Genomic DNA, 20359 nt, shown 5'->3' with positions numbered 1-20359 from the left:
AGGGAAAAGCAACCCGCATGCGGTCCGCGCAAATCCCCACAAACAAAAACCCCGCACGTTTCCGCGCGGGGTTTTCGTTACCGCTGATGCGGCGATGTCGCCCGGGCTTACTCGGCCTGGACTTCTTCGGCCTGCAGGCCCTTCTGGCCCTGCGCGACCTTGAACGACACCTTCTGGCCTTCCTGCAACGACTTGAAGCCGCTGCCCTGGATCGAACGGAAGTGCACGAACAGATCGGCGCCGCCGTTTTCAGGCGTGATGAAGCCGAAGCCCTTGGCGTCGTTGAACCATTTCACGGTGCCGGTCTGACGGTCAGCCATGTCTAACTCCTTGCAATGATGAGTGAAAGAAAAATCGCGACGTCGGGAGACCCGAAGCCGAGACTGTGATTGCAAAGGAAAACACGGGCGAAACGTGAAGCAGTTCGTTGGATCGACCCAACGGCCACGGTGCACAGTGACCTAGAGCAAGCGCAGTGCGCGCACGATACAGGTAAAGCCCGCGAAAATCCACCAACGGCGCTGCGCAGACCGTGCCCGACCTGTCACAATCGCCGAAAATGAGGAGGGGAGCCATGAAATTGTCCGGATCGATAGGGGCCATTGCGGGTGCCGTGCTCCTGCTCGCCGGTTGCGCGGGCATGGCGCCGAACGTTCCGCACGAGCAAGCGCGGCGCGAGGTCGAGGCGGCCGAACGGGCGTTCGCGAAGACGATGGCCGACCGCAATCATGCGGCGTTTGCAGCATTTCTTGCCGAGGACGCGATCTTTTTCGGCGGCAAGCAACCGCAGCGCGGCAAGGCTGAGGTGGCGGCCGGCTGGAAACGGTATTTTGAGAAACCGGCCGCGCCGTTTTCGTGGGAGCCGGCGCAGGTCGAGGTGCTCGATTCGGGCCAGCTTGCGCTGAGTACCGGGCCGGTGCGCAGCCCCGACGGCAAGATCATCGCCACATTCAACTCGATCTGGCAGCGCCAGCCGTCCGGCGCGTGGCGCATCGTGTTCGACAAGGGCAGCGAGGTTTGTGGCGATGGCAAGTAGTGCGACGGTGGTCGAAAGCGGCGAAGTCGCGGTGAATTCAAAATGGCGCGTGCTGTTCGCGAGCCTGATCGGCACGACGATCGAATTCTTCGATTTCTACATCTTCGCCACGGCAGCCGTGCTGGTTTTCCCGAAGCTGTTCTTTCCGGCCGGCGACGCGACCTCGGCGCAGTTGCAGTCGTTTGCGACATTTGCCGTCGCCTTCTTTGCGCGTCCGGTCGGTTCGGCGGTGTTCGGCCACTTCGGCGACCGCATCGGACGCAAGGCCACGCTCGTCGCCGCGTTGCTGACGATGGGCCTGTCGACCGTGATCATCGGTCTGTTGCCGACCTACGGATCGATCGGTGTCGCCGCGCCGCTGCTGCTCGTGCTCTGCCGCTTCGGCCAGGGCCTCGGCCTCGGCGGCGAATGGGGCGGTGCGGTGCTGCTCGCGACCGAGAACGCGCCGCCGGGGAAGCGCGCCTGGTACGGCATGTTTCCGCAGCTCGGCGCGCCGATCGGTTTCATCTGCTCGGCCGGCATTTTCCTCGTTCTGACCGATGCGATGAACGACGCGCAATTTTTCGCCTGGGGCTGGCGCGTGCCGTTCCTGCTGTCCTCCCTGCTCGTGATCGTCGGCCTGTACGTGCGCCTGAAACTGCATGAGACGCCGGCGTTCCTGCGCGCGATCGACCGCAACGAGCGCGTTGCCGTGCCGATCGGCGCGGTGCTTTCGCGGCATGCGTTGATTCTCGTGATCGCGACCTTCGTCTGCCTGGCGACCTTCGTCCTGTTCTACCTGATGACGGTATTCTCGCTGAGCTGGGGCACGGGGCCGCTGGCCTATCCGCGCGGCGAGTTTTTGATCATGCAGATTCTCGCCATGCTCGCGTTCGCCGTGGCGATCCCGTTGTCGGCCGTCTCCGCTGACAGGTACGGGCGCCGTGCGATGCTGATCGTGGCAACCGTCGCGATCCTGGCTTTCGGGTTGTTGTTCGGGTCGATGTTCGCCAAGGATCAACCGTTGCTCGTGCTCGTCTTCCTCGCCCTCGGCCTGTTCCTGATGGGTCTGACCTACGGCCCGCTGGGCACGGCGATGGCGGAGTTGTTCCCGACCGCGGTGCGCTATACCGGCGCTTCGCTCGCGTTCAATCTCGCCGGCATCCTTGGCGCTTCGCTCGCGCCATATTTCGCCACCTCGCTGGCGCGCGACTACGGCATCACCGCCGTGGGCTGGTATCTGGCCGGCGCGGCGTTGTTGACCCTGTTTGCCCTGCTTGCGATCCGGCCGGGGCAGGTCCACGACTGACGGAACCCCGGAACAATCTACTGCGCTCCCGTTTCCCCGGGATTGACGGGCAGGCAGGTTTCAGCGCGGTGGTGCGGCCGCCACGGCAAGCTTGAGTCCGCGCAGCTCGTCCTTCTCCTCGACGCTGAGACTGGCCAACCCGTCGCTACGCACGCGTGCATCGAGATCATCGCGGCGCTGGATCTGCGTCTGCCTGTCGAGTTGTTTGAGTGCGGCGGTGAACTCGGCGCGCCATGCGTCCTCGCCGCCAGGGAATTCCATCACCGCGAGTTTCTGCAGCGCACGGCCTTCGTCGCGTTCGGCGTAGTGATCGACGATCGCGGCCGTCGATATCTCCGGCCGTTCGCGGCACAGCGCGATCAGTTCGATGAGCAGCGCGACGCCGGGCTGGCGCAGCGCCGAGAACGTGTGCGGCGGTTCGATCGTCGTCGCGAAGCCGGGATTCTGCAACAGCAACGCGACAGCGGTGCGCAGCAGCGAGCGTTCCTGCGGGCGTGCAGATTTGCGCGGCACGTCGCTGGCCGGCGCATCGAGACGAAGGCTCACGTTCGCGCGCCGATCGAGTTCTGCCAACATCAGATCGCGGAATGCACCATCGGGCACCTGCGTGACCAGCGGTCGCGTGCGTTCGGCGAGGCGCGCCTTGCCGTCGAGGCTGGCCAGGTTCACGTCGCCGCTCAAATGGGCGAAGAAGAATTCGGACAACGGCGTCGCCGCTTTCAGTCTTTCCTCGAAACCGTTCTGTCCTTCGCTGCGCACCAGCGAATCCGGATCCTCGCCCTCGGGCAGAAACAGGAAAAACGCCTGACGTCCGTCGCGCATGCGCGGCAGCACCGACTCGACCGCCTTCCACGCCGCGCTGCGGCCGGCACGGTCGCCGTCGAAGCAGAAATACACATCGGCGCAATTGCGGAACAACAGTTCGGCATGATCGCTCGTGGTCGCCGTGCCGAGCGTCGCCACGGCCTGGGTGATGCCATGCTGGAACAGCGCGATCACGTCCATGTAGCCCTCGACCACGATCAGGCGCGGGATCTTCGCGTGCGCCTGACGCACCTGCCAGAGCGCGAACAACTGCTGGCCCTTGTGGAACAGCGTGGTCTCGGGCGAGTTCAGGTATTTCGGGCCGGAGTCTTCGGTCTTTTCGAGAATTCTTCCACCGAACGCGATCGTGCGTCCGCGTCGGTCGGCGATCGGGAACATCACGCGGTTGCGGAAATACTCGTACTTGCCGCGCTCACCGCTCTTGATCAGGCCTGCTTTTTCCAGCAGCGCCGTTCGTTGTGGCGACGTGCCCAGCGCGCGCGTCAGCGCGTCCCGCTGATCGGGCGCATAGCCGAGTCCGAAGCGCTCGATCGTTGCGGCGTCGAGTCCGCGCGCATCGAAATAGGCATGCGCCTTGCCGCTCTTCGCCAGCTCGCGCTGGTAGAACTTCGCCGCCGCATCGAGCAGGCTGTACAGATCGGTCGAATCGTCGACTTCGCGCTTGCCGCCACCCTCGTACGGCACCTTGAGGCCGACGCGCGCGGCGAGGTCCTCGACCGCATCGGGGAATTCCATACGGTCGTAGTTCATCAGGAAGCCGATCGCGCTGCCGTGCGCGCCACAGCCGAAGCAGTGGTAGAACTGCTTGGCCGGACTTACCGTGAACGACGGCGAACGCTCATCGTGGAACGGGCAGCGCGCGCTCCAGTCGCGCCCCTGCTTGCGCAGTGGCACGCGCTGCTCGATCACCTCGACGATGTCGACGCGGGCAAGCAGTTCGTCGATGAATTGGGCGGGGATGCGGCCGGGCATGGGCCGCCATTTTAGCCTGCGCGGGCCACCGGCAACTTCATTCGCACAAGCACCGCAGCAACGAAAGGCCTTCGTCCCAGGCGCCCAGGGCGCTGTCGGCATTGATATGCCCGGCCGGCCCGATATCGACGAATCCGGCCCCCCAGGCATCCGCGCAGCGGCGCGCCTGTTCGGGGTGGGTGTAGGGATCGTCGCGGCTGGCAACAACGAGGCTGCGGAACGGCAACGGCCGCATCGGCGGTTCTGCGAAACCGTGCGCCACGCGGGGAAATTTCGGACTTGCCGGATCGGGCACGGCAACCAGCAGCGCAGCCTTGATGTGCAGGCGCGTGGTCGCAGCCCAGTGCGCGACGAGAAGACAGCCGAGACTGTGCGCAACCAGAACGGTTTCCAGCCCGGTTCGGGCGACGACCTCCTCGAGGCGCGCTTGCCATTCCACGCAGACCGGGTTCATCCAGTCGTCCTGCATGGCGCGCCGGAATGCGGGGTTTTTCGCTTGCCACCGGCTTTGCCAATGCCTCGGTCCCGAGTTGCCGCAGCCCGGCAGCAACAGAATTTTCGCGTCCGTCGGAAAACCGTCCACCGCCGTGGCCGAGCTATTTCCGCACGGCTTTCAGCGCCGGTCGGTGCAGGGTGGCGTCGATGTTCTCCAGGAACGTGCGCTCCTCGCGCAGGATGAAGCGGCGTTCGTTGGCCGACAGGAAATTCCCGCGCGCGTCGGGATCGGTGCGCAGGCGCGCACGATATGCCTCGTAAGCGGCCAGGGTTTCGCACGAGATCAACCCCCAGCCGATATCGTTGCTGCCTTCACACGGCGCGAAATACCCGACCAGATCGCCTCCGCAGCGCGGAATGATCACGGACCATTTCTCGGCATATTCGGCGAACGCCGCGCGCTGGAACGGATCGATCTGGTAGCGGATGAAACAGGTGATGCTCATGCGGGGTTTCCCTGATCGGTGTGGGAATACCGTAGCGTCGCTGAATCGGAAAAGGTTCGATGCGCGTCGAACCATGGCGGTGCGTCTTGTGGCAGCATCACCGCATGAGCGAAGAACCCGACATCGCCGCCATCGCCGCGTTGATCGGCGAACCGGCGCGCGCGAAATTGCTGATGGCCTTGATGGGCGGCCAGGCGCTCACCGCGACGGAGCTGGCAAATGCCGGTGGCGTCACCAAGCAGACCGCGAGTTCGCATCTGCGCCGGTTGTGCGAGGCACGGCTGCTTGCCGTCGAGGCACAGGGACGGCATCGTTATTTTCGGCTCGCCGATGGCGCGGTGGCGCAACTTCTGGAAAGTCTGTTCGACCTATCGACGCGATTGGCCGCGCCGTTGCCGCCGCGATTCGGTCCGCGCGACCCGGTATTGCGCCGCGCGCGAGTCTGCTACGACCATCTGGCCGGCGAGATTGCCGTGGAGTTGTTCGAACGGGTTGCGCCACGCTGCTTCGTCGAGCCGCAACACGGCTTGCAGCTCAACGCGCGCGGCATCCTTTTTTTTCGCGACTTCGGCATTGACGTGGACGCACTGTCCGCACAAAAGCGCCCGCTGTGCCGCACCTGCCTCGATTGGAGCGCGCGCCGCCATCATCTCGCCGGAGCGCTGGGCGCGGCGCTGCTGGACCGGTTTTTTGCCTTGGGCTGGGCACGGCGCGTGCGCCGCTCGCGCGCGGTGCTGTTCACGGCGCAGGGTGAGTTCGAACTGCGCCGGCAGTTTCGCCTGGCCGGCTGACTCAGCCGAGGGTCGCGAGCTTGGCCTTGACCCGCTCCGACAGTTTGCCCATGTCGGTGCGGCCTGCGACGTTCGGCTTGACCAGCCCCATGACCTTGCCCATGTCCCTGGCGCCGACGGCACCCGATTCGGCGATGGCAGCGGCGATGACGGCATCGACTTCCCCGGCACTGAGCTGTGCTGGCAGGTAGTGCTGGATCACGCCGACCTCGAATTTTTCCTTGTCGGCGAGATCATGGCGCGCGGCCGCTTCGAACTGGGTGATCGAGTCGCGGCGCTGCTTGAGCATCTTCTCCAGCACGGCCAGCACAGCCGCGTCGTCAAGCACGATGCGCTCGTCGACCTCGCGCTGCTTGATCGCCGCGTTGATCAGGCGGATGACTTCCAGGCGCGTGCGGTCGCCGGACTTCATCGCGGCTTTCATGTCTTCGGTGAGTTGGGCTTTGAGAGTCATGACAGCTCTTTGTGAAAAGTGCGGGCAGCGACGGCCGCCTCGTGATCTTCGCGTTCGGTGGGCGGACGCATGAACAACGCAAAAACAAACGGCCGGCACGCTTGCGCGACCGGCCGCCTTGAAAGACGCTTGCGACGTCAGCAGATCAGTACAGACGACGGCGCTTGGTCACGTCGCGCGACACGCGGCGCAGATGGCGCTTGACGGCCGCAGCGGCCTTGCGCTTGCGCTCCTGGGTCGGCTTCTCGTAGAACTCGCGCTTGCGGGTCTCGGCGAGCACGCCGGCCTTTTCGCAGGTGCGCTTGAAGCGACGCAGGGCGAACTCGAAAGGCTCGTTTTCGCGAACTTTGACGGAAGGCATGCAGACTCCAAAAACAGTACGGTTGCCCGACTTCGGGCGGTGAGCCGTGTATTCTAGCGCCATGACCCATTCGATTGCAAACACCCCCCGCCCCGAAACCTCGGCCGCCTGTCCCGTGCTTGGCGTGGAAACCTCATGCGACGAGACCGGCGTCGCCGTCTACGACGTGACGCAGGGTCTGCTCGCGCACACGCTCTACAGCCAGATCAAGATGCATGCCGATTACGGCGGCGTCGTGCCCGAGCTGGCCAGCCGCGACCACGTGCGCAAGCTGCTGCCGTTGATCCGCGAGACCTTGCGCGGTGCCGGCATGACCACTCGCGATCTCGGCGGCGTCGCCTACACGGCCGGCCCCGGTCTGGTCGGCGCGCTGCTGGTCGGCGCTGCCTGCGCGCGGTCGCTGGCCTGGGCGCTCGAGGTCCCGGCGATCGGCGTGCACCACATGGAAGGACACCTGCTCGCGCCGATGCTCGAAGCCGAGCCGCCGCAACCGCCGTACGTGGCCCTGCTCGTCTCGGGCGGCCATTCGATGCTGATCGAGGTGAGTGGCATCGGCCGGTACCGCCTGCTCGGCGACACGCTCGACGACGCCGCCGGCGAGGCGTTCGACAAGACGGCCAAGCTCATGGGGTTGCCGTATCCGGGCGGCCCGGCCTTGGCGAAGCTCGCGGAATCGGGCACGGCGGGACGATTCAAATTCTCGCGGCCGATGACCGACAGGCCCGGTCTGGACTTCAGTTTTTCGGGGTTGAAGACCCAGGTGCTGCTCGCGTATCAGGCGCATGCGGGCGATCCCGAGGTGAAGGCCGACATCGCGCGCGGCTTCGAGGAGGCGATCGTCGACACGCTCGCGATCAAATGCCGCCGCGCGCTGGCGCAGACCGGCGCGCGCCGGCTCGTCATCGCCGGCGGCGTCGGCGCGAACCAGCGCCTGCGCGCGCAACTGGCCGAGGCGGCCGCGCGCGAAGGCTTTCGCGTGCATTTCCCGCGGCCGGAGTTCTGCACCGACAACGGCGCGATGATCGCGCTTGCCGGCGCGCTGCGCCTGCACGCGGGATTGCACGACGACGCGGCGATCAAGGTCGCGCCACGTTGGGATTTGGAAAGCCTCGCGGCGGTATAGAATCCAGGGCCAAGGACAACTGAAATGCCGGCCATGCCGGCATGACTTCTATGACGGATACCGTTTTCATCGAAGACCTGCGCATCGAGACCGTCATCGGCATCTACGACTGGGAGCGCCGGATCCGCCAGGTCGTCGCGCTCGACCTGGAAATGGCCTTCGACAACCGCAAGCCCGCCGCGAGCGACCGCATCGAGGACACGCTCGACTACAAGGCCGTGTCCAAGCGCCTGATCGCCTTCGTGGAAGCTGCGCATTTCGAGCTGGTGGAAACCCTGGCCGAGCGCTGTGCGGAGATCGTGCTGCGCGAATTCAAGGTGCCGTGGCTGCGCCTGAAGCTGGCCAAGCCCGGCGCGGTGCGCGGCTCGAAATCGGTCGGCGTGATGATCGAACGCGGCAGCAAGCCCGCCGCATGAGCCGGGCTTATCTGAGCCTCGGCTCGAACCTCGAACCGGAAAAACACCTGCGTGCCGCACTCGCCGAGTTGCGCACGCGCTTCGGCGATATCGTCGTCTCGCCGGTCTACCGCTGCACCGCAGTCGGTTTCGACGGACCCGATTTCCTCAACCTCGCGGTTGCGATCGACACCGACCTTTCGCCGCAGGCGTTGAACGACTGGCTGCACGCACTGGAAGATCGCCACGGCCGTCGCCGCGACGTGGCGCGGTTCTCCAGTCGCACACTCGATGTCGATATCGTGTTGTATGACGATCTGGTCATGCGGGGGGAGGGTCATCTCGCGCTGCCGCGGCCCGAGCTGAAGCATGCGTTCGTGCTCAAGCCGTTGGCCGACATCGCGCCGGAAGCAGTGCATCCGCTCGCGCACAAAACCTTGGCACGGTTGTGGGCCGAACACGGGCCGGCGGCGGACGAATCGATGCGACACGTCGAGCTGTAGCGGAAAACGGGATTGACAGTGCTTTACCCGGAGAGGGGGTAATGCGGGATAATCCGCGTCGACCAGCCTGGGGAGCCGTGCAATGTTCGAAAAGATTTCGCGCAGTTGGATCTTGGTAAAAGCCAGTGCGGCGGTTTTGCGGGAAGACAAGAAGCTGCTCGTCTACCCCGCGCTCTCGGTGCTGTGCACCGTGATCGTGGCGGCAAGTTTCCTCGTTCCGGCTGCCTTCGCCGGGGTATTCACGCGCAGTCTCGGCGGGCATCTCACGCCGGGTCGCATCATCCTGCTGTTCGCGTTCTACCTCGTGCAATACTCCATCATCATTTTCTTCAATTCGGCGCTGGTCGCCGCGGCGTTGATCCGCCTGCGTGGCGGCGAGCCGACCCTGGCCGACGGGTTCAACGCGGCGAAGTCGCGCCTGCCGGCGATACTCGGCTATGCCGCGATCTCGGCCACGGTCGGCGTGGTGTTGCGCTCGTTGCAGGAGCGCGCAGGCTTCCTCGGGCGCTGGGTCGTCGGGCTGATAGGCCTAGCCTGGTCGCTGGCGACGTTTCTCGTCGTGCCGGTCCTCGTCAACAGCGATCTCGGGCCGGTCGATGCGGTCAAACGCAGCGTCGAATTGCTCAAGCGCACCTGGGGCGAGAATCTGATCGGCAATGCCGGCATCGGTGTCGTCTTCGGCCTGCTGAGTGTCGTCGTGATCCTGTTCGGCGGTTTGCTCGTCATCGCCGCGGCCGGCTCGCATTCGGCCGTCGCCATAGGCGTCGTGATCGCACTGCTTGTGTTCGCGGTCATGTTGCTCGCGCTCGTGCAGGCGGCATTGCAGGGCATCTATGCCGCAGCGATCTATCGCTATGCCGAGGAAGGCGCTGCCAGCCCCGGTTTCGACCGCGTGCTGATCACGAATGCGTTCCAGTCGAAGTAGGGCGGCGGTATTTCCCGTGGCTGAGAAAGCGGCTAGATGACGAGATCGCGCCCGCCGTCGACATTGAGCACCTGCCCGGTCGTGAACTTCGCATCGCGCAGCAGGAAGAGCGCGGCGGTGGCGACGTCCTCGGGTGTGCCCGTGCGCGCGAGCGGTGTGTGCGCGATCAGTTCGGTCTGGTCGGTGTAAGGCTTGCCCGATTCAGGCCAGAGGATCGCCCCCGGCGCTATGGCATTGACGCGCACTTCGGGCGCCAGTTCGCGCGCGAGCGCGCGCGTCATCGCCACCAGCGCGGCCTTGGCCATCGAGTAGACCGGGTGGCGTGCCAGCGGGCGCTGTGCATAGATGTCGGCAATGCTGACGATGCTGCCGCGCACGCTTTTCAGATGTGGTGCGGCGGCCTGGGCGAGGAAGAATGGCGCCTGTGCATTGCTCGCGAACAACTCGTTCCACTGCGGGACGCTGACCGTACCGATCGGCGTCGGATAGAACGCAGAGGCGTTGTTGACGAGGCCGTCGAGGCGGCCGTAGCGCGCGAGGCTGGCGTCGACGAGGCGCGGCAGGTGTTCGATGTCGGCCAGCTCCGCGCACACGGCGAGGGTGCTGTTTGGGCGCGACGCCTCAAGTTCGGCGAGCAGCGTGTCCATCTCGCCGCGCGAGTGGCGATAGTGCAGGGCAAGGTCGTAGCCGGCCGCGTGCAGCGCACGCGCGATCGTGGCGCCGATGCGTTTGGCGGCGCCGGTGATCAGCACGACTCTGCGTTTCGTATCCATTCGCCGTCCCTCGCCGCTCGCGCTATGCTGCGCGGCCATTCGTTTCCGATTCTTCCACAACGCCCGCATGCGCGTCGAATTGCCCGAACCCTCCGCCGAAGCGCGCGCGCACAGCGAGCGCCTCGCGGCGCTGATCCGTGCGGAAATCGCGCAGGCCGGCGGCGCGCTCGACTTCGCGCGCTACATGGAGCTTGTCCTGTACGCGCCGGGACTCGGCTACTACAGCGCCGGTACGACCAAATTCGGCGCCGCCGGCGATTTCGTCACCGCGCCGGAACTCGGCTTCGTCTTCGCGCGCTGCCTGGCGCGCGCGCTGGCGCCAGAACTCGCCGGTGGCGGTGACATTGTCGAACTCGGTCCCGGCAGCGGCGCTCTTGCCGTGGAGCTGCTGCTCGAACTCGAACGCCTTGGCGTCTTGCCGGAGCGCTACCGCCTGCTCGAACGCAGCGCCGATCTGCGCGCGCGCCAGCGAAACGCGTTGCTGGCGCGCTGCGCCCATCTCTTCGACCGCATCGCATGGCTCGATGCACCCCCGGCGGCACCGTGGCGCGGAGCGCTCGTGGCCAACGAAGTCATCGATGCATTGCCGGTGCGCGCGTTCGCGCTGCGCGAAGAAGGGCTGTTCGCGCGCGCCGTCGGTGTCGATGCACGGGGACGATGCGTCTGGCGGGAGATCGACGCCGACGCAGGATTGCGCTCCGCCGTCGAACGCGCGCTCGGCGATCGATTCGCGAGCCTGCCGCGACCGTACCTTTCCGAGGTCTGTACCTTGCTCGATCCGTGGCTGGACGAAGTGACGCGCACACTCGAACGCGGCAGCGCATGGTTCATCGACTACGGCTACGCGCATGGCGAATACCACGATCGCGCACGCCGCAGTGGCACGTTGCGCTGCCACTACCGCCATCGCGCGCACGACGATCCGTTGATCCTGCCGGGCCTGCAGGACATCACGGCCTGGGTCGATTTCGATGCGCTCGCGCACGCGGGCGAAGCAGCCGGATGGCGCGTGGCCGAGCATGCGACACAGGCGCAGTTCCTGATCGCGAACGGGCTCGGCGAGGTGTTCGCCCACGCCCACGCCGCGACAGCGGACGAAGCCGCACGCTACGCGCTGGCGCAACAGGTCAAAGCGCTGACCTTGCCGGGTGAGATGGGCGAGAAATTCCGCGTGATGGTGCTGCGGCGCTAGAGCGCCGCGATCGCCTCGATGCGCGCCTTGCGCATCGCCGCGCCGATCGCCGGGCCGTGCAGGCCGCGGTCGACGAATTCCTTGGCGCGGATGGTGCTCGCCGCAGCAAACGCACGCCGCAGAAAAACACCCTGCGGATAGGCGGATTCGCTTTGCGCGAGACGTCCGCGCTTGTCCGCTTCGCAGGCGATCAGAAACGATTCCACGCGCTCGGGGCGGCGCAACGCGTCGAGCTGTTCGAACAGGCCGAGCACAGTTGCGGGCTTCAATTCGAGCGCGGTGTGGGCGAGCAGGTGCAGCTTGCAGACGAGTCCGGCCAGCGCTGCGTATTCGGCCGGCACCTTGTAGCGCGCGCTCACCGCGGCCACAAGCGCAAGGCCGCGATGCTCGTGGCCGATATGCTTGGGCAGCACCTCCCGCGGCGTCAGCGCCTTGCCGACATCGTGCACGAGCGCGCACCAGCCGACCAGCGCGTCGCCCGGCGCGAGACGTGCGGCCATGTCGACGACCATCTCGGTGTGGATACCCGCGTCGATTTCCGGGTGGAACTCGGCGCGCTGCGGCACGCCGTAGAGCGCATCGATCTCGGGGAACAGCACGCGCAGCGCAGCGCAGTCGCGCAGCGCGCGCAGGAACGCGCTCGGCGTACGCTCGGTCAGCGCTTTCTGCGTCTCCGCCCAGACGCGCTCGGGCACGAGATGATCGACTTCGCCGTCGGCGACCATGCCACGCATCAGGGCGAGGGTTTCGTCGGCGACGCGGAAGCCGCGGACGGCATAGCGCGCGGCAAAGCGCGCGACGCGCAGCACGCGCACCGGGTCCTCGGCGAACGCGGGCGAGACGTGGCGCAGGATCTTCGCCTCGAGATCGCGCACGCCGCCGAACGGATCGATCAGCGTACCGTGTCCGTCTTCGGCGATCGCGTTGATCGTCAGATCGCGGCGGCGCAGGTCGTCTTCGAGCGTCACCCCCGGATCGGTATGGAAGGCGAAGGCGTGGTAGCCGCGCCCGGTCTTGCGCTCGGTGCGCGCGAGCGCGTACTCCGCGTGCGTCTGCGGATGCAGGAACACCGGAAAATCCTTGCCGACCGGCTGATAACCGGCATGCAGCAGATCCTCGGGCGTGGCGCCGACGACGACGTAGTCGCGATCCTTCACCGCGATGCCGAGCAGGCGGTCGCGCACGGCGCCGCCGACGAGGTAGGTTTTCATGCGCGCATTATGCCGGGTAGACGTCGCGCGCTTGCGCCTTTCCCTTCCGGGGAAGAGCTCATTGCGCCTTCGATTGTGCCGGTGCAGGGCTGGGTGGCGGCACGGCGGCGGATTCTGCGGCGGCGGATTTCGTCGCAGGACACACCACCGCCTTGCGCGCGACTTTGTCTCCGGGTGGCTCGTAGGCCTGGCCGATGCGCGGCAGGCGCGAGGAAATCGGCAGCGTCGAGCCGTTGAGGCGCCAGTCGTAGATCACGCTGAAGGCGAGCACGCGCGAGACGTATTCGCGGGTTTCCTTGTACGGGATCGTCTCGATGAAGAAATCCGGATCGAGCGTGTCGCGCGCCGCGACCCACTTGTCGACCGCGGCAGGGCCCGCGTTGTAGGCCGCGCTGCCGAGCCAGGGACTGCCGTCGAAGCGCGCGGCGACTTCGCCGAGATAGCGCGTGCCGAGCGCGATGTTGACGTCGGGATCGAACAGGCTCGCAGCGCCGCTGTAATCGAGCCCGTTGACCTTGGCCACTTTGGCGGCCGTGCCGGGCAGCAGCTGCATCAGGCCGTAGGCATTCGCGCCGGATTTCGCGTCGGTGGTCCACGCGCTTTCCGCGCGGATGATCGCATAGGCCCAGGCCGGCTCGATGTCGCCGTCCTTCGCGTCGCGCACGATCTGTTCGCGGCGCGCCAGCGGAAAGCGCAGCGTGTACAGGCGCATGTCCTCGCCCTGGTTGAATGCGTATACGGCGCGATCGATCCAGCCCAGCTTCGCGGCGAGCACGATCGCCTGACGGCGCTGCCCGGCATCGAGCCCGTTCTGCGCAAAGTCCCATTCGCGCCGTGCCTCGGCAAGGCGGTCGATCGCGAAGAACTCGAGTGCGCGCGCGAGATTGCTGTCCTTGCGCAGCGCGGTGTCGGCGCTTTTGTCCGCGGGCAGCTCGGAACTGCAGATCGTGTAGCCCGAGTCGATCTGGTCGGCGGCGAGAAAGCCGAAGAAGTTCGCTTCGGCGGCGAGCGTGCGGAACACCGCGTTCGCTTCGTCCTTGCGCCCGAGCTTGGCCAGCATGCGCCCGCGCAGATAGCGCCAGCGGGCGTCGTCGCGCTGCGCCGGCGGCATTATGTCGAGCGCGGCGAGCGTGGCCTTGAAGTCGCCTGCGGCGAGCGCGGAGCGCACGCGCCATTCGCGCGTTGCGTCGTCGGCGAGGTCGGCGGGCAACGCGCTCAGGCGCGCGAGAGCGTCGGGCGAATAGCTCGACGCGCGATACAGCGCGATCGCGCGCAGTGCGCGGCCTTGCTGTGCCTTGTCGAAGTGGAACTGGCCGCGCACCGCGTCCCACTTTTCCGCGGCCGCGTCGGCGTCGCGTTTCGCGAGGCGTTCGACGGCAATCGCGACCGCGTCGCGCGAGCGCGGCGTATCGGGCCAGGTGCCCGCCTGCCTGAGCGCGGTGGCGGGATCGCGCAGCGCCAGCGCGATATGCTCGGCCGCGGTCCTGTCCGTGCCGTCGAGTTGCGTTGCCAGCGCGGCGACGACGGCGGCATGGGTGGCCTTGGTCGCGGCGAGATCGATGCGCTGCCAGATCAGTGCCGGCGTCAGCTTGCCTTGGCTGCGCGCCCAACTGGTCGCGGCATCGCAGGCATCGGGCAGGTCGCTCGCGCTGAGCCAGATCGGTTGGAAATCCTGAGCGAAGTCGATCTTCTGGCCCAGCGCGAGCTTCGCCTGCAGCGCGCGGCAGCGCAGCTCGCGGTTCTTCGTGCCGGCATCGTAGAGCGCGAGGTAGCTCTTCCAGTCCTGCCGCTTCGCGAGTTCCGGCAGGAACGCTTCGCGCAGCAGCGTTGCCGGCAGCGAATCGGGCCAGGCCTTGACGAAAGCCTCGGCCTCCTCGGGCCTGGCCTCCTTGATTCGCCGCTGCAGCGAGGCGAGGCCGAGGTAGGGGTACAGCGGATAGCTTTCCAGCCCGGCGGCGAGCTTGGCCCAACTCCCGGTCGGGTCACGCTTGGCCAGCTCCCAGACCGCGGGGAACTGCCCGCGCTGGCGGGTCAATTCCGCGGTATCGGCATGCGCGATTGCGGCAATGAGGAAAGAGGCGGCGAGGGTGGTGAAGGCGAACATCTTCATCTTGCGCTCAATTCATCGTGCGGCGGGCAGGCGCAGCGGTGCCGGCAGGCGGATCTCGGCCGCGATCGGCAGGTGGTCCGACACGGCGTGCGGTAAAGTATACAATTTATCGATTTCCATCTTTTCCGAGACGAGGATGTGGTCGATCGCGCGACGTGGACGCCAGCTCGGAAATGTCGGTGGCACGTCGCGTCCGGGGGTCAATCCGGTGCGCCGCCGCAGCTGGATCATCTCGGGGCTGTCGAGCGCGCAGTTGAAGTCGCCCATCAGTACCGCGTGCGGGCTCGACCAGATCAGGTCGGCGATGAAGCCGAGCTGACGCGCGCGCGCCTGCGGCCCGAGCGAGAGATGGACGACGACGACGATCAATTCCTCGCCGCCGAGGTCGAAGCGCGTCCACATCGCGCCGCGGCCCGGAATGCGGCTGGGCAAGGCGTAGTCGCGCACTTCGGCTGGCTTGAGACGCGTGAGCAGGCCGTTGCTCGAGGCCGCGAACCGGGCGATCTTGCGGTTCGGCTGGTGGCTCCAATAGGGGAAGCCGGCGCGCTCGGAGAGGTATTCGGTCTGGTTGAGGAAACCGGAACGCAGCGAACCCGCATCGGCCTCCTGCAGGCCGACGATGTCGAAGCCGGCGAGCAGGTTGGCGAGGCGGTCCAGGTTCTCGCGCTTGCTGCGCATCGGCAGCACCTGCTTCCAGCCTTCGGTGACGTAGTGGCGGTATTTGCGCACGCTGCCGCCGGCAAGGATGTTGCAGCTGATCAGCTTCAGACGCGAGCTTGCGGCGGATTTTTCGGCGGGATTTGCAGTGACGGCGGACACACGGCGAGCCTAAGGCGCGAGCGCGACAACCGCAAGCCGCGCGACCGGGTTGGCGTGCGGCACGCGCTACTTCTTCGCTGCGGCTTCCTGCTTGACCAGCATCAGCGCGATCTCGAGCGCCTCGTTCGGCCCGATCTTTTTCTCTGAACTCATCTCGATGCGGTACTTGCCGTTGATGACCAGGGTCGGCGTCGAACTGACACCCCACCGCTTGACGAGGTCGTTGCCGTTCGCGATCTGGCTGTCGACGACGAACGAGTCCGCGGTGCCGAGGAAGTTCTTCGGGTCGACGCCGTAGCTGACGTAGAAATCATTCGCCAGCGAATCGATCGAATACAGCGGCCGGTGCTGGGTATGCAGCGCCTCGAACAGCGCAGCGTGCGTCTTGTCGAGCACGCCGAGCGAACGCGCGGTGTAGAACGCGCGCGCGAACGGTTCCCACTGCGGATTGAACACGGCCGGGACGAGCACGATCTGTGCAGTTGCCGGCAGTTTCGCCTTCAACTCATCCATCGTCGACTGGAAATGCGCGCAATGAGGACAGGCGTAGGAAAACACCTCGACCACCTCGACCTTGTCGCCGGTTGTCGTCGGCACGCGCGGGTCGATCAGGGAATAATCGGTGCCGAGTTGCCAGTCGCGCGCGGGTGCGGCGGCCGCCGCCGGTTTGGCTGTGGCGGAGGCGGTAGCCGTGGCGGCGGTAGCGGCCTTGTCGTCGGTGCAGGCCGACACCGCAAGCAGGGCGAGGAGCAGGAAGACGAGGCGTTTGAACATGGCGGTTCCGGATGGGGCGTGCGGTAGGATGCGGCTTACTTGCCGCTTGCGGCCAGCTGGATCAGGTATTGCGCGAGCGGCAGGACCTTGTCTTCGCCACCTGCCGAGCCCGGCGTGAAGCGGTACTTGCCGCCGACGACGAGCGTCGGCGTCGAGTCCGTCAGCGTCGCCTTGAGGAACGCGTCGGCACGCTTCATCTTCGCATTGATCGCGAACGAGTTCGCGGTGCCGACGAAATCCTCGGCCTTGATCCCGTACTGCGCATAGAACTTGGCCGCGTCCTCGATCGACGGCAGCGGATTCTTCAGCGTGCGGCCGTCCGCATTCATGATTGCCAGCGGCGCATGCGGTTTCCACACTGCGTCGAACATCGCTTCGTGCGACTTCTCGGCGATGCCGAGCGTCTGTGCGGTGAGGTAGGCGCGCTGGAACATCGGCCAGTCCTCGTTCGCATTGAACGAGGCAGGCACGTAGGTCATCACGGCATTCGGTGGCAACGACTTCTTCAGCTTCATCATCGTCGGATTGAAGAAGTTGCAGGCCGGGCAGCCGTAGGAAAACACCTCGGTAACCTCGATCTTGCCGGTGTCCGACTCGCTGGGTACCGCCGGTTCCACGAGGAAATAGTGCGTGCCCTCCTTCCATTGCGCGGCGGTGACCCCCTGCGCCTGGGCGAGCGGGGCGAGGAAGGTAGCGGCGACGATCAGCAAGCGGGAGAACATGGAAGACTCCTATGCAGCAATACGAAAATGGCACCGCCGACAACGACCGGCGGTGCCATCGAAGAATGACGCCTGCCGGCGCGGAAAGTTTCCACCACCGCCCGCTCCGGCGGGACGGGAAGGCTACTTGGCGACTTCCGCGGTCTTCGCCGCCGCCGCATGCAGGCCTTCGATGTAGCTGGCGAGCGCGGCGATGTCGGCGTCGGTCAGCGGCTTGGCCACCGCGGTCATGATCTTGCCGTGCTCGTCGTCGCTGAAGCCCTGGCCGTCGCGGAACGCCTTGAGCTTGGCGCTGGTGTAGTCGGCGTACTGGCCGCCGAGCTGCGGGTAGACCGCGCCCGGATTGCCGCGCCCGTCCGGCCCGTGGCAGGCCATGCAGGCGGGCGTGTGCGTGTCGGCGTTGCCGCCGCGGTACAGCGCCTGGCCGCGCTCGACGAGTTTGGTGTCGGCAACGCCGGGCAGCGAGGTCTTGGTCGCGTAGAACGCGCCGATGTCGTGCATGTCCTGCGTCGACATGTTGGCGATGAAACCCATCATGACGGCGTTCTGGCGCTTGCCGCTCTTCATCAGCTCGACCTGGCGTGCGGTGTAGGCTTCGCCCTGGCCGGCCAGCTTCGGATACTGCGACATCGCCGGGTTGCCGTCGGCGCCGTGGCAGGCGCCGCAGGTGGCAGCTTTGGCCGCACCCGCGGTCGCATCGCCCACGATGGGTTTGTCCACGGCCTGCGCCACGCCTGCGCCGAGCAGGACCGCCATGCCTACCACGTACCGAAAGCTCATACCCTTCACTCCGAGAAAATCGCAACGTTTGCCACGGGAGCAGCCTTTTCCGCGCCGGCTGCGGCACAATCGGCAAATTATCTCAGCCGCACTCGGCGGCGGTCAAACGCCTGGACCAGCAACGATGAAGCACAACCCTTTCCGCAGCGCGGCTTTCCTCACCAGCGCCGCTGAACCGCGCCAGCTGCCGGCGGATTCGGGCGCAGAGATCGCCTTCGCCGGGCGCTCGAACGCGGGCAAATCGAGTGCGCTCAATGCAATCTGCGACCAGTCGGGCCTTGCGCGCACCTCGAAGACGCCGGGCCGCACCCAGCTCCTCAACGTGTTCGCGCTGGCCGACGGGGGCCGCCTCGTCGACCTGCCGGGCTACGGCTACGCCAAGGTGCCCGAGGCGATGCGCGACAAATGGCGGCGCGTGATCGATGCCTATTTGCGCGAGCGCGAGTCGCTGCGCGGCGTTGTGCTGATCGTCGACAGCCGCCACCCGCTCAAGGAATTCGACCGGCAGATGCTTGCCTATTGCAACGATATCGGCCTCGCCTGCCACGTGCTGCTGACCAAGACCGACAAGCTCGGTCGCGGCGAGGCGGCGCGCACGCTGGCCGCGGTGCGCAAGGAGATCGCCGCCGCGGGATACACGGCGAGCGCGCAGCTGTTTTCCGCGCAGGCCAAGACCGGCCTCGACGAAGCGCGTGGCGCGCTGGCCGCGCTGCTGTCCCGGTCCTGAGACGTCTCGGCGTCAGTTTCTTGCGGTTGGCGAGGTCTTTTATTCCACTGCCCAGCCCCTACATCTTGCGTCATCTCCGCGAACGCGGGAATGCCCTTACGTCTTTTTCATCTTTTGATCTCGCAAAACGAGATCAAGATGGATTCCGGCTTTCGCCGACTGCGAAGACAGGCGGCCGAAGCAAACATTAGCGAATGGCACGAAGTGCGAGCCGCGGATGCGGCGAGTCAATGACGGCAAAAAACACGAGCAAACCCATGTCCGGACCCAGCGCGGTAAAAGAAACCCCGATCGAACGCCGCGAGCAGCTCGTGGACTACATCGCCGCCGGCGCGCGCGCTCCCGCAGCGTGGCGCATCGGCACCGAGCATGAAAAGTTCGGCTTCCGCCTCGACGACCTGCGCCCGCCCGCGTACGACGGCCCACGAGGTATCGGCGCGATGCTCAACGGCTTGACGCGCTTCGGCTGGGCGCCGATCAGCGAGACCGTCGACGGCGCAACCAACGTGATCGCGCTTGCGCGCGGCGACGGCTCGATCACGCTCGAACCCGCCGGCCAGCTCGAACTCTCCGGCGGCCAGCTGAAAACGATCCACGAGACCTGTGAAGAAGTCAGCGGCCATTTGCGCGAAGTGAAAGAAGTCGCCGATGAGCTACAGCTCGGCTTTCTCGGCATGGGTTTCCAGCCGAAGTGGCGGCGTGAGGAGATGCCGTGGATGCCGAAGGGCCGCTACCGCATCATGCGCGACTACATGCCCAAGGTCGGCAAGCTCGGCCTCGACATGATGACGCGCACCTGCACGGTGCAGGTGAACCTGGACTTCGCCGACGAAGCGGACATGGTGAAGAAATTCCGCGTCTCGCTCGCGCTTCAGCCGGTCGCGACCGCGCTGTTCGCCGACTCGCCGTTCACCGAAGGCAAGCCGAACGGATACCTGAGCTACCGCTCGCATATCTGGACCGACACCGACCCCGGCCGTACCGGCATGCTCGACTTCGTCTTCGAGGACGGCTTCGGCTACGAGCGCTATGTCGACTACCTGCTCGACGTGCCGATGTACTTTTCCTATCGCGACGGCAAGTACATCGACCTCGCCGGGAAATCATTCCGGAAATTCATCCAGGGCGATCTCGCCGAACTGCCCGGCGTCAGGCCGACGATGAAGGACTGGGCCGATCACATGACCACGGCCTTTCCCGAGGTGCGGCTGAAGAAATATCTGGAAATGCGGGGTGCCGACGGCGGGCGCTGGGGCCGGCTGTGCGCGCTGCCCGCGTTCTGGGTCGGCCTGCTCTACGACCAGACTGCGCTCGACGCCGCATGGGATCTGGTCAAGGATTTCAGCATGAGCGAGCGCCACGCCTTGCGCGACGGCGTGCCGAAGCATGCACTCAAGCTTCCGTTTCGCAACGGCAGCGTGCGCGACCTCGCGCGCGAAGCATTGAAGATTTCAGGCCAGGGCCTCGCCCGGCGCAACCAGCGCAATTCGACCGGCGCCAGCGAGGCGGTTTTCATCGAACCGCTGATCGAATACGTCGAGGCGAATCAGACGCCCGCGGAGCGCAAGCTGGAGCTGTTCCACGGACCGTGGCAGGGCAATGTCGATCCGCTGTTCCGCGAGTTCGCGTATTGAGCG

Annotated in this window: 23 protein-coding genes; 10 read left to right on the top strand and 13 right to left on the bottom strand. The window is 66.1% G+C overall.

The window, feature by feature from the left end; all coding sequences use genetic code 11:
* Positions 1-107 precede the first annotated feature (107 nt).
* On the bottom strand, positions 108-320 hold the full coding sequence (gene cspE, locus AC16HO_RS15685; protein WP_484335573.1) for a transcription antiterminator/RNA stability regulator CspE: 213 nt from the start codon (positions 318-320) through the stop codon (positions 108-110).
* 254 nt (positions 321-574) lie between these two features.
* Here cspE and AC16HO_RS15680 point away from each other — a divergent pair, with 254 nt between their 5' ends.
* Positions 575-1036, top strand: coding sequence for a YybH family protein (locus AC16HO_RS15680; RefSeq protein WP_395641294.1), 462 nt, complete (start codon positions 575-577; stop codon positions 1034-1036).
* The gene (locus tag AC16HO_RS15675) at positions 1026-2324 is read left to right on the top strand and encodes an MFS transporter (protein WP_395641295.1); all 1299 of its coding nucleotides are present in this window, start codon (positions 1026-1028) and stop codon (positions 2322-2324) included. Before AC16HO_RS15680 ends, AC16HO_RS15675 begins: the two co-directional genes overlap by 11 nt.
* Positions 2325-2384: 60 nt before the next feature.
* On the opposite strand, the gene dnaG is transcribed toward AC16HO_RS15675, so the two are convergent.
* From dnaG to AC16HO_RS15660, 3 genes are read right to left on the bottom strand one after another with little or no spacing between them, the layout of a single operon-like run.
* Complete coding sequence (gene dnaG, locus AC16HO_RS15670; protein WP_395641296.1) at positions 2385-4121, bottom strand: DNA primase; 1737 nt, start codon at positions 4119-4121, stop codon at positions 2385-2387.
* 37 nt (positions 4122-4158) lie between these two features.
* The gene (locus tag AC16HO_RS15665; RefSeq protein ID WP_395641297.1) at positions 4159-4704 is read right to left on the bottom strand and encodes an RBBP9/YdeN family alpha/beta hydrolase; all 546 of its coding nucleotides are present in this window, start codon (positions 4702-4704) and stop codon (positions 4159-4161) included.
* A 13-nt stretch (positions 4705-4717) separates the two neighbouring features.
* Entirely contained in the window at positions 4718-5062 is a 345-nt protein-coding gene (locus AC16HO_RS15660; protein ID WP_395641298.1) for an NIPSNAP family protein, read from the bottom strand.
* 104 nt (positions 5063-5166) lie between these two features.
* On the opposite strand from AC16HO_RS15660, the gene AC16HO_RS15655 reads away from it, so the two are divergent.
* Positions 5167-5853: an ArsR/SmtB family transcription factor gene (locus AC16HO_RS15655; protein ID WP_395641299.1), complete on the top strand. Its 687-nt coding sequence runs from the start codon at positions 5167-5169 to the stop codon at positions 5851-5853.
* A 1-nt stretch (position 5854) separates the two neighbouring features.
* Here AC16HO_RS15655 and AC16HO_RS15650 read toward each other — a convergent pair whose 3' ends face one another.
* Positions 5855-6307, bottom strand: a complete 453-nt coding sequence (locus AC16HO_RS15650) for a GatB/YqeY domain-containing protein (RefSeq protein ID WP_395641300.1) — start codon at positions 6305-6307, stop codon at positions 5855-5857.
* A gap of 145 nt (positions 6308-6452) precedes the next feature.
* On the bottom strand, positions 6453-6668 hold the full coding sequence (rpsU, locus tag AC16HO_RS15645; RefSeq protein ID WP_018971772.1) for a 30S ribosomal protein S21: 216 nt from the start codon (positions 6666-6668) through the stop codon (positions 6453-6455).
* 61 nt (positions 6669-6729) lie between these two features.
* Here rpsU and tsaD point away from each other — a divergent pair, with 61 nt between their 5' ends.
* The 4 genes from tsaD (at position 6730) to AC16HO_RS15625 (ending at position 9614) form a co-directional block, all read left to right on the top strand.
* Complete coding sequence (gene tsaD / locus AC16HO_RS15640; RefSeq protein ID WP_395641301.1) at positions 6730-7791, top strand: tRNA (adenosine(37)-N6)-threonylcarbamoyltransferase complex transferase subunit TsaD; 1062 nt, start codon at positions 6730-6732, stop codon at positions 7789-7791.
* Positions 7792-7841: 50 nt separating this feature from the next.
* Positions 7842-8207, top strand: coding sequence for a dihydroneopterin aldolase (gene folB / locus AC16HO_RS15635; protein WP_395641302.1), 366 nt, complete (start codon positions 7842-7844; stop codon positions 8205-8207).
* Complete coding sequence (gene folK, locus AC16HO_RS15630; protein WP_395641303.1) at positions 8204-8689, top strand: 2-amino-4-hydroxy-6-hydroxymethyldihydropteridine diphosphokinase; 486 nt, start codon at positions 8204-8206, stop codon at positions 8687-8689. Before folB ends, folK begins: the two co-directional genes overlap by 4 nt.
* An 82-nt stretch (positions 8690-8771) precedes the next feature.
* Positions 8772-9614, top strand: coding sequence for a DUF6159 family protein (locus tag AC16HO_RS15625; protein WP_395641304.1), 843 nt, complete (start codon positions 8772-8774; stop codon positions 9612-9614).
* A gap of 32 nt (positions 9615-9646) precedes the next feature.
* Here AC16HO_RS15625 and AC16HO_RS15620 read toward each other — a convergent pair whose 3' ends face one another.
* Complete coding sequence (locus AC16HO_RS15620; RefSeq protein ID WP_395641305.1) at positions 9647-10387, bottom strand: pteridine reductase; 741 nt, start codon at positions 10385-10387, stop codon at positions 9647-9649.
* A gap of 67 nt (positions 10388-10454) precedes the next feature.
* Between AC16HO_RS15620 and AC16HO_RS15615 the strand changes: the two genes are divergently transcribed.
* A complete protein-coding gene (locus tag AC16HO_RS15615; protein WP_395641306.1) occupies positions 10455-11579 on the top strand; it encodes a class I SAM-dependent methyltransferase in 1125 nt (374 codons plus the stop codon).
* Here AC16HO_RS15615 and AC16HO_RS15610 read toward each other — a convergent pair.
* From AC16HO_RS15610 to AC16HO_RS15585, 6 genes are all read right to left on the bottom strand, one after another.
* Positions 11576-12790, bottom strand: coding sequence for a multifunctional CCA addition/repair protein (locus tag AC16HO_RS15610; RefSeq protein WP_395641307.1), 1215 nt, complete (start codon positions 12788-12790; stop codon positions 11576-11578). The two genes, AC16HO_RS15615 and AC16HO_RS15610, sit on opposite strands and share 4 nt — an antisense overlap.
* Before the next feature lie 58 nt (positions 12791-12848).
* A complete protein-coding gene (locus AC16HO_RS15605; protein WP_395641308.1) occupies positions 12849-14900 on the bottom strand; it encodes a transglycosylase SLT domain-containing protein in 2052 nt (683 codons plus the stop codon).
* A 12-nt stretch (positions 14901-14912) separates the two neighbouring features.
* Complete coding sequence (locus AC16HO_RS15600; RefSeq protein WP_395641309.1) at positions 14913-15719, bottom strand: endonuclease/exonuclease/phosphatase family protein; 807 nt, start codon at positions 15717-15719, stop codon at positions 14913-14915.
* A gap of 66 nt (positions 15720-15785) precedes the next feature.
* The gene (locus AC16HO_RS15595) at positions 15786-16493 is read right to left on the bottom strand and encodes a thiol:disulfide interchange protein DsbA/DsbL (RefSeq protein ID WP_395641310.1); all 708 of its coding nucleotides are present in this window, start codon (positions 16491-16493) and stop codon (positions 15786-15788) included.
* A gap of 35 nt (positions 16494-16528) precedes the next feature.
* Positions 16529-17215 (bottom strand): thiol:disulfide interchange protein DsbA/DsbL, encoded by a 687-nt coding sequence (locus AC16HO_RS15590; protein WP_395641311.1) that lies wholly within the window; start codon positions 17213-17215, stop codon positions 16529-16531.
* A 123-nt stretch (positions 17216-17338) separates the two neighbouring features.
* Positions 17339-17995 (bottom strand): c-type cytochrome, encoded by a 657-nt coding sequence (locus AC16HO_RS15585; protein WP_484335572.1) that lies wholly within the window; start codon positions 17993-17995, stop codon positions 17339-17341.
* A gap of 124 nt (positions 17996-18119) precedes the next feature.
* On the opposite strand from AC16HO_RS15585, the gene yihA reads away from it, so the two are divergent.
* Positions 18120-18722: a ribosome biogenesis GTP-binding protein YihA/YsxC gene (gene yihA / locus AC16HO_RS15580; RefSeq protein ID WP_395641313.1), complete on the top strand. Its 603-nt coding sequence runs from the start codon at positions 18120-18122 to the stop codon at positions 18720-18722.
* Positions 18723-18979: 257 nt separating this feature from the next.
* Positions 18980-20356: a glutamate--cysteine ligase gene (locus tag AC16HO_RS15575; protein WP_395641314.1), complete on the top strand. Its 1377-nt coding sequence runs from the start codon at positions 18980-18982 to the stop codon at positions 20354-20356.
* Positions 20357-20359 lie beyond the last annotated feature (3 nt).

Source organism: Rudaea sp. (assembly GCF_057139185.1).
This window is presented reverse-complemented; position numbering and strand designations above follow the sequence as displayed.

Bases quoted from the DNA above. Each gene is read 5' to 3' on its own strand.
- cspE (WP_484335573.1), bottom strand. From the start codon at position 320: ATGGCTGACCGTCAGACCGGCACCGTGAAATGGTTCAACGACGCCAAG.
- AC16HO_RS15680 (WP_395641294.1), top strand. From the start codon at position 575: ATGAAATTGTCCGGATCGATAGGGGCCATTGCGGGTGCCGTGCTCCTG.
- AC16HO_RS15675 (WP_395641295.1), top strand. From the start codon at position 1,026: ATGGCAAGTAGTGCGACGGTGGTCGAAAGCGGCGAAGTCGCGGTGAAT.
- dnaG (WP_395641296.1), bottom strand. From the start codon at position 4,121: ATGCCCGGCCGCATCCCCGCCCAATTCATCGACGAACTGCTTGCCCGC.
- AC16HO_RS15660 (WP_395641298.1), bottom strand. From the start codon at position 5,062: ATGAGCATCACCTGTTTCATCCGCTACCAGATCGATCCGTTCCAGCGC.
- AC16HO_RS15655 (WP_395641299.1), top strand. From the start codon at position 5,167: ATGAGCGAAGAACCCGACATCGCCGCCATCGCCGCGTTGATCGGCGAA.
- AC16HO_RS15650 (WP_395641300.1), bottom strand. From the start codon at position 6,307: ATGACTCTCAAAGCCCAACTCACCGAAGACATGAAAGCCGCGATGAAG.
- rpsU (WP_018971772.1), bottom strand. From the start codon at position 6,668: ATGCCTTCCGTCAAAGTTCGCGAAAACGAGCCTTTCGAGTTCGCCCTG.
- tsaD (WP_395641301.1), top strand. From the start codon at position 6,730: ATGACCCATTCGATTGCAAACACCCCCCGCCCCGAAACCTCGGCCGCC.
- folB (WP_395641302.1), top strand. From the start codon at position 7,842: ATGACGGATACCGTTTTCATCGAAGACCTGCGCATCGAGACCGTCATC.
- folK (WP_395641303.1), top strand. From the start codon at position 8,204: ATGAGCCGGGCTTATCTGAGCCTCGGCTCGAACCTCGAACCGGAAAAA.
- AC16HO_RS15625 (WP_395641304.1), top strand. From the start codon at position 8,772: ATGTTCGAAAAGATTTCGCGCAGTTGGATCTTGGTAAAAGCCAGTGCG.
- AC16HO_RS15620 (WP_395641305.1), bottom strand. From the start codon at position 10,387: ATGGATACGAAACGCAGAGTCGTGCTGATCACCGGCGCCGCCAAACGC.
- AC16HO_RS15615 (WP_395641306.1), top strand. From the start codon at position 10,455: ATGCGCGTCGAATTGCCCGAACCCTCCGCCGAAGCGCGCGCGCACAGC.
- AC16HO_RS15610 (WP_395641307.1), bottom strand. From the start codon at position 12,790: ATGAAAACCTACCTCGTCGGCGGCGCCGTGCGCGACCGCCTGCTCGGC.
- AC16HO_RS15605 (WP_395641308.1), bottom strand. From the start codon at position 14,900: ATGAAGATGTTCGCCTTCACCACCCTCGCCGCCTCTTTCCTCATTGCC.
- AC16HO_RS15595 (WP_395641310.1), bottom strand. From the start codon at position 16,493: ATGTTCAAACGCCTCGTCTTCCTGCTCCTCGCCCTGCTTGCGGTGTCG.
- AC16HO_RS15590 (WP_395641311.1), bottom strand. From the start codon at position 17,215: ATGTTCTCCCGCTTGCTGATCGTCGCCGCTACCTTCCTCGCCCCGCTC.
- AC16HO_RS15585 (WP_484335572.1), bottom strand. From the start codon at position 17,995: ATGAGCTTTCGGTACGTGGTAGGCATGGCGGTCCTGCTCGGCGCAGGC.
- yihA (WP_395641313.1), top strand. From the start codon at position 18,120: ATGAAGCACAACCCTTTCCGCAGCGCGGCTTTCCTCACCAGCGCCGCT.
- AC16HO_RS15575 (WP_395641314.1), top strand. From the start codon at position 18,980: ATGTCCGGACCCAGCGCGGTAAAAGAAACCCCGATCGAACGCCGCGAG.